A 6,692-nucleotide genomic window follows, 5' to 3' on the forward strand; every position below is an offset into this window, starting at 1 on the left:
GGCGACGGCCTTCTTGGTGGTCCGGCGCCGGGTGGTCTTGGGGGCTTCCTCGGTGGCTTCGGGTGCCTCGGTGACTTCGGCGGCGACGGCCTTCTTGGTGGTCCGGCGCCGGGTGGTCTTGGGGGCTTCCTCGGTGACCTCGGGAGCGTCGGTGACCTCGGCGGCGACGGCCTTCTTGGCGGTACGACGGGTGCGCGGCGCCGGGACCTCGGCCACGGCCTGCTCGGGAGCGGCCTGCTCCGGGGCGGACGCCACGACGATGACCTCGGCCGGCGCGGTGGTGGTGACCGGGGAGCCGGCGGCGCGGCGGGCGGTACGGCGGGTGCGCGGGGCCTTCGGGGCCTCCTCCGCCGGTGCCTCGGCGGTCTCCGTCACGACGGCGGCCTCGGCCGGCGCGGTGGCGGTGACGGGGGAGCCGGCGGCGCGGCGGGCGGTACGGCGGGTGCGCGGGGCCTTCGGGGCCTCCTCCGCCGGTGCCTGGGCCGGCGCCTGGGCCTGGACGGCCTGCGGTGCCTCGGCGGCGGCCTTCGGCGCCTCGGTACGAGCCGCAGCGGCGGCGGCGGCCTCGGCGCGCAGCGCAGCGGCGGCGGTCTCGACCGTCTGGAAGGACACGGTGTCCTCCGCCGGGCGCACGATGCGCGGCCGGCGACGGCGCGGCGCGGGCGCCACGACCTCGGCGGCCGGAGCCGCGGGGGCCTCCGGGCGGGCGGTCCGGTTGCGGCGGCGCGGGGCCCGCTTCGGCTGCTCGTCGACCGGGGCCTCGGCGGCCTCGGGCTTCCGGACAGCCTCGGTCCGCGGTGCCTCGGTGGCCTTCGGGGCCTCGGCGGGCTTGCGGGGCTCGGTGGCCTTCGGTGCCTCGGCGGGCTTGCGGGGCTCGGTGGCCTTCGGTGCCTCGGCGGGCTTGCGGGGCTCGGTGGCCTTCGGTGCCTCGATCACCTGGCGCACCTCGGTCCGCGGGGTCTCCACCGCCGGAGCCACCGAAGCGGTCTCCCTGACGGGGGTGGCGGGCGTCCCGGCCAAGGCGGGCGCGGCGGTGGCCACCGGCACCGTGCCCGTACCGGCGCTGCGCGTACGGCGACGGCGGCGCGGGGTGCGGGGGCCGGCCGGAGCCTCCTCGGCGGGAGCCGCGGGGGCCTCCTCCGGAGCGGCCGTCACCGTGGCGTCGGCCGTCGCGGGCTCGGCGAGGGTGCCGCCGCCCCGGGTCCGGCGACGCTGGCGCGGGGTCCGCGTGCGCTCCTCCGGACGCTCCTCGGCCGCCGGCTTCTGCTCGCGGCCACCGCGACCGCGCCGGCCGCCCGGCTCGCCCAGGTCCTCCAGCTCCTCCGCGCCCAGACCCGCGCGGGTCCGCTCGGCGCGGGGCAGGATGCCCTTGGTGCCCGCCGGGATGTCCAGCTCCTCGAACAGGTGCGGGGAGCTCGAGTAGGTCTCGACCGGGTCGTGGAAGTCCAGACCGAGCGCCTTGTTGATGAGCTGCCAGCGCGGGATGTCGTCCCAGTCGACCAGCGTCACCGCCGTACCCTTCGCACCCGCGCGGCCGGTGCGGCCCACGCGGTGGAGGAACGTCTTCTCGTCCTCCGGCGACTGGTAGTTGATGACGTGCGTGACGCCCTCGACGTCGATGCCGCGCGCGGCGACGTCGGTGCAGACGAGCACATCGACCTTGCCGTTGCGGAAGGCGCGCAGCGCCTGCTCACGGGCGCCCTGGCCGAGGTCGCCGTGGACCGCGCCGGAGGCGAAGCCGCGACGCTCCAGCTGCTCGGCGATGTCGGCGGCCGTGCGCTTGGTGCGGCAGAAGATCATCGCGAGCCCGCGGCCGTTGGCCTGCAGGATGCGGGAGACCAGCTCCGGCTTGTCCATGTTGTGCGCGCGGTAGACGTGCTGCTTGATGTTGGCGACGGTCACGCCCTCGCCGTCGGGCGAGGTGGCGCGGATGTGCGTCGGCTGCGACATGTAGCGGCGGGCGAGGCCGATGACCGCGCCCGGCATGGTGGCCGAGAACAGCATGGTCTGACGCTTCGGCGGCAGCATGTTCATGATCTTCTCGACGTCGGGCAGGAAGCCCAGGTCGAGCATCTCGTCCGCCTCGTCCAGGACGAGGACCTTCACGTGGGAGAGGTCGAGCTTGCGCTGGCCGGCCAGGTCGAGCAGACGGCCGGGGGTGCCGACGACGACGTCGACGCCCTTCTTCAGCGCCTCGACCTGGGGCTCGTACGCCCGGCCGCCGTAGATGGCGAGCACACGGACGTTGCGCACCTTGCCGGCGGTCAGCAGGTCGTTGGTGACCTGCTGGCACAGCTCGCGGGTGGGCACGACGACGAGCGCCTGCGGGGCGTCGGTCAGCTGCTCGGGCGTGGCGCGGCCGGCCTCCACGTCGCTGGGGACGGTGACCCGCTCCAGGATCGGCAGACCGAAGCCGAGGGTCTTGCCCGTACCGGTCTTGGCCTGGCCGATGACATCGGTGCCGGTGAGGGCGACCGGCAGGGTCATCTCCTGGATGGGGAAGGGGGTGACGATGCCGACGGCCTCAAGGGCCTCGGCCGTCTCGGGAAGGATTCCGAGCTCTCGGAAAGTCGTAGTCAGGGTGCTGCCTCTTCTGTGAGACGCGGGACGAGGCGAACGAAGGGGGTCTCACCGTGCCGGGACGCTTCCGGCCGGATCGGGAAGATCACTGCCGGGTGACACGGGACCACTGCCGTCGCTCGAGCGTCGTACCGCTGAGGGTGACCCTTCCGCGGGTCCGCCGGAAGGGCTGTCGGGCCGGAGCCGATCGGGCCACCGACCGGGCATCCTCATTCATGAGTCGGCCCACCGAATACGTCCGAACGTGCGAAAGCATGTCCGCATACTCAGCAGGCGCTTTATCACTGTACCCCGGAATCGCGCAGGTGTGTTGGGAGAAAACGTGATGAGGGCACGGTCACACTGACTGACCAGGGCCTTCGGGCGCCGCGCGGGCGGGCTATTGTGCGCTGCATGGAGACGCCTGACAACGCCACACCCACCGGGATCGCCGCCAAGGACTGGGCGACGGCATCCGCCGAGCCGCAGTACCGGGCCGCCGTGATCGACCTCCTCGGCGCTCTCGCCTACGGCGAGCTGGCGGCCTTCGAGCGGCTGGCCGAGGACGCCAAGCTGGCGCCGACCCTCGCGGACAAGGCCGAGCTGGCGAAGATGGCCTCCGCCGAGTTCCACCACTTCGAGCGGCTCCGCGACCGGCTCACCGCCGTCGACGCCGAGCCGACCGCCGCGATGGAGCCCTTCGCCAAGGCGCTCGACGACTTCCACCGCCAGACCGCCCCCTCCGACTGGCTGGAGGGCCTGGTCAAGGCCTACGTCGGCGACTCGATCGCCAGCGACTTCTACCGGGAGGTCGCCGTCCGGCTCGACTCCGACACCCGCGCCCTGGTGCTCTCCGTCCTCGACGACACCGGCCACGGCAACTTCGCCGTGGAGAAGGTCCGCGCCGCGATCGACGCAGATCCGCGGGTCGGCGGACGCCTCGCGCTCTGGGCGCGCCGCCTGATGGGCGAGGCCCTCTCGCAGGCGCAGCGCGTCGTGGCCGAGCGGGACGCCCTCTCGACCATGCTGGTCGGCGGGGTGGCCGACGGCTTCGACCTCGCGGAGGTCGGCCGGATGTTCTCCCGCATCACCGAGGCGCACACCAAGCGGATGGCCGCGCTGGGCCTCGCCGCGTAGGAACCGCCGGAGCCCCCGGGGGCCGTGTCGCTGGGGACTTCGGACGGCGCGTCGGCAGCAGTCCGGTACGGCCCGTCAGCAGCGGTACGGCGCCCGGGAAGTGGTCCGTGCGGAGCGCGCTCCGCGTGGCCGGACGTCAGAGGTGGTACGGACGGGCGGCGCCGTTCACGCCCCGGCCGAGGCCGGCTGATCGGCGCAGCCGCCGTGACGACGGGCGCACCAGCAGCGACAGCAGCACCGCCGCCACCGCGACCGCTCCGACGAGGGTGGCCAGGAAGTGACCGGGGCCCAGCGCCCCGTGCGTCACCAGCGCCCCGAAGACCCCGCCGAGCGGGCCGGCGGTCAGAACGATCCCCCGGGCGGGGAGGCGGTCGGCCAGGCGATGCGCGAACACCCAGGCCAGGGCGAAACCGAGCAGCGCGGAACCGAGGGCTTCCAGGAACACGGTGGATCACCTCGCGAGTGGTGCGGGGCGGGTGGTGCGGTCACAGCCGTACCTACCCTTCGCGTTCCGAGGGCAATCCTCCCCGTACGCCCTGACGTGGCCGAACGCGGCAAAAGGGGGACATCCGGACGAACCGGCACCGTTACACCCCGGGCGGCGCACGGACGCCGCACGGAAAAGGCCCGGTGGACCGAGACGGTCCACCGGGCCTTTTCCGTGCGGATCCACGGACCGGGCCGGGATCGGGGTTCAGAGCGCGCCGAAGCCCACCCGGCGCACCGCGGGCTCACCGAGCTCCACGTACGCGATCTTCTCGGCCGGGACCAGGACCTTGCGGCCCTTCTCGTCCGAGAGGCTGAGCAGCTGCGCCTTGCCGGCCAGCGCGTCGGCCACCGCGCGCTCGACCTCCTCGGCGGACTGCCCGCTCTCCAGAACGATCTCCCGGGGTGCGTGCTGCACGCCGATCTTGACCTCCACGGCTATGTCCCTCCGAACGGTCAGCGTTGCGCGGTTGCCGCGCCGTACGCTGCACACATTAGCCCGGTGAGGGGACGCGTACGGCTCAGCCGCAGCACGCCAGGAGCGAACAGCCGGCGGGAATGTTCCCGGCGGGAAGGGTCCGGAAGGGTCAGTGACCCTCGGCGCTCAGCTGGCCTTCCGACGGGTGCAGCGGGAAACCGGCGATGCCGCGCCAGGCGAGCGAGGTCAGCAACGCCACCGCCTTGTCGCGGGGGATCGGGGACTCACTGGACAGCCAGTAGCGGGCGACGACCTGCGAGACGCCGCCGAGGCCCACGGCCAGCAGCATCGACTCGTCCTTCGACAGGCCCGTGTCCTCCGCGATCACGTCGGAGATCGCCTCGGCGCACTGCAGGCTCACCCGGTCCACACGCTCGCGGACGGCCGGCTCGTTGGTGAGGTCGGACTCGAAGACCAGCCGGAAGGCGCCGCCCTCGTCCTCCACGTACGCGAAGTACGCGTCCATGGTGGCCGCGACCCGCAGCTTGTTGTCCGTGGTGGAGGCCAGGGCCGTCCGCACGGACTGCAGGAGCGCCTCGCAGTGCTGGTCGAGCAGGGCCAGGTAGAGCTCCAGCTTCCCGGGGAAGTGCTGGTAGAGCACCGGCTTGCTGACGCCCGCGCGCTCGGCGATGTCGTCCATGGCCGCCGAGTGGTAGCCCTGGGCGACGAAGACCTCCTGGGCCGCGCCGAGGAGCTGGTTCCGTCGGGCACGTCGCGGCAGGCGCGTGCCCCGAGGGCGTGCTGCCTCTGTCTGCTCGATGGCGCTCACGCGGCCTCCCAAAAATCGATCCATGCGCGCTGTCGCGACGCGCCGCCATCGTACTTTTGGGTAACGCGGCTGTGCGCGGTGCGAACGCAGAATTTCACGGACCGGACGCCCTGGTCGACAGCCGGTTGCGCGCGGAGGACGGACGGAGCGGCCGGCCGGCCGGCGCTGAGCGCCTGACGACCGTCCCCGGCCACCCGTCCCACGGCCCGGACTCCCCGTCCGCCGGCGCCGGACGCGACGGTCCCGGGCCCGTCGCGCGCCGGCCCGGTCACGCGGTGGCCGGCCTCCGGGGCACGGCCACCGCCCGGGCCGGAGTCCGGTCTCAGCGGTAGTCGTCCTCGTCGAGCGCGACGACCCGCGCCTGCTCGGTCGCGTCCGCCTCGTTCGCCGACTCGTGCGCGACGTGGGTGAGCGGTTCGTCCTCCCGCTGCTGCAGTTCGGTCTGCTGCTCGGCGGCGTCGGCCTCCGGGATCTCCTCGTCGAGCACGGCGTCCTCTTCCTCTGCGAAGGTGTCCGGCTCGGTCGGATCGACAGTCATGCGCTTCCTTCCGGCACGGGAGCGGCGGGCCGGTGCGACGGCCCCTCTCATCGAGCGTATGAGCAGGAACGCCCCTCCGCACACGCACGTGTGACCGCACCCACACGCGCCGCCGCGTGATCGTCTCGTAATATTGCGGCCATGTCCTCGACCGAGCTGCCGGAAACCCGGAGCGCCGCCGCGTCCCCGGCGTCACGGATCCGCACCGTACGGGTCGCCGACGGCGAGGAACTGCGCTCCGTCGCGCTCCCCGGGCTCACGCTCACCGTGCGGGCCCGCCCCGGCGACCGGCCCGGCCTGCCGCCCGCCCTGTACGTCCACGGCCTCGGCGGTTCCTCGCTGAACTGGTCGACCCTCATGCCGCTGCTCGCGGACACGGTGGACGGCGAGGCCGTCGACCTGCCCGGCTTCGGCGACTCCCCGCCGCCCGACGACGGCAACTACTCGGTCACCGGGCACGCCCGGGCCGTCATCCGGCTGCTGGACGCCGGCGGCCGCGGCCCCGTCCACCTCTTCGGCAACTCGCTGGGCGGCGCCGTCGCCACCCGCGTCGCTGCCGTCCGCCCGGACCTGGTGCGCACCCTCACCCTGATCTCCCCGGCCCTGCCCGAGCTGCGCGCCCAGCGCGGCGCCTGGCCGACCGCGCTCCTCGCCCTCCCGGGCATCGCCCCCCTCTTCTCCCGGCTCACCCGGGACTGGACGGCGGAGCAGCGGGTCCGCGGCGT

The 6,692-nt window shown here is 73.9% G+C and carries 7 protein-coding genes; 2 read left to right on the plus strand and 5 right to left on the minus strand.

Features of this window, described 5'->3' with window-relative positions; genetic code table 11:
* The coding region (locus tag RIF68_RS22465) for a DEAD/DEAH box helicase (RefSeq protein ID WP_309053089.1) at nucleotides 1–2,487 on the minus strand (2,487 nt) is incomplete at its 3' end.
* 486 nt (nucleotides 2,488–2,973) lie between these two features.
* On the opposite strand from RIF68_RS22465, the gene RIF68_RS22470 reads away from it, so the two are divergent.
* The gene (locus tag RIF68_RS22470) at nucleotides 2,974–3,696 is read left to right on the plus strand and encodes a ferritin-like fold-containing protein (protein ID WP_309053090.1); all 723 of its coding nucleotides are present in this window, start codon (nucleotides 2,974–2,976) and stop codon (nucleotides 3,694–3,696) included.
* A 136-nt stretch (nucleotides 3,697–3,832) separates the two neighbouring features.
* Here the strand turns inward: RIF68_RS22470 and RIF68_RS22475 are convergent, their stop codons facing one another.
* The 4 genes from RIF68_RS22475 to RIF68_RS22490 all read right to left on the minus strand — a co-directional run bounded on the left by RIF68_RS22475 (nucleotide 3,833) and on the right by RIF68_RS22490 (nucleotide 5,967).
* Nucleotides 3,833–4,141, minus strand: coding sequence for a hypothetical protein (locus RIF68_RS22475; RefSeq protein ID WP_309053091.1), 309 nt, complete (start codon nucleotides 4,139–4,141; stop codon nucleotides 3,833–3,835).
* Nucleotides 4,142–4,390: 249 nt separating this feature from the next.
* Complete coding sequence (locus RIF68_RS22480) at nucleotides 4,391–4,618, minus strand: DUF3107 domain-containing protein (RefSeq protein WP_189800025.1); 228 nt, start codon at nucleotides 4,616–4,618, stop codon at nucleotides 4,391–4,393.
* A gap of 151 nt (nucleotides 4,619–4,769) precedes the next feature.
* On the minus strand, nucleotides 4,770–5,429 hold the full coding sequence (locus RIF68_RS22485; RefSeq protein ID WP_309053092.1) for a TetR/AcrR family transcriptional regulator: 660 nt from the start codon (nucleotides 5,427–5,429) through the stop codon (nucleotides 4,770–4,772).
* 322 nt (nucleotides 5,430–5,751) lie between these two features.
* A complete protein-coding gene (locus RIF68_RS22490) occupies nucleotides 5,752–5,967 on the minus strand; it encodes a hypothetical protein (RefSeq protein ID WP_309053093.1) in 216 nt (71 codons plus the stop codon).
* 141 nt (nucleotides 5,968–6,108) lie between these two features.
* Here RIF68_RS22490 and RIF68_RS22495 point away from each other — a divergent pair.
* Nucleotides 6,109–6,692, plus strand: a 584-nt coding sequence (locus RIF68_RS22495; RefSeq protein ID WP_309053094.1) for an alpha/beta fold hydrolase, incomplete at its 3' end; no start/stop codon positions are given.

Origin of the sequence: Streptomyces sp. (assembly GCF_031178505.1) — a bacterium.
Taxonomy (GTDB): domain Bacteria; phylum Actinomycetota; class Actinomycetes; order Streptomycetales; family Streptomycetaceae; genus Streptomyces; species Streptomyces gulbargensis.

What these genes read in the sequence shown, in the direction of transcription:
- RIF68_RS22470 (WP_309053090.1), top strand. Translation starts at nt 2,974, where the DNA reads ATGGAGACGCCTGACAACGCCACACCCACCGGGATCGCCGCCAAGGAC.
- RIF68_RS22490 (WP_309053093.1), bottom strand. Translation starts at nt 5,967, where the DNA reads ATGACTGTCGATCCGACCGAGCCGGACACCTTCGCAGAGGAAGAGGAC.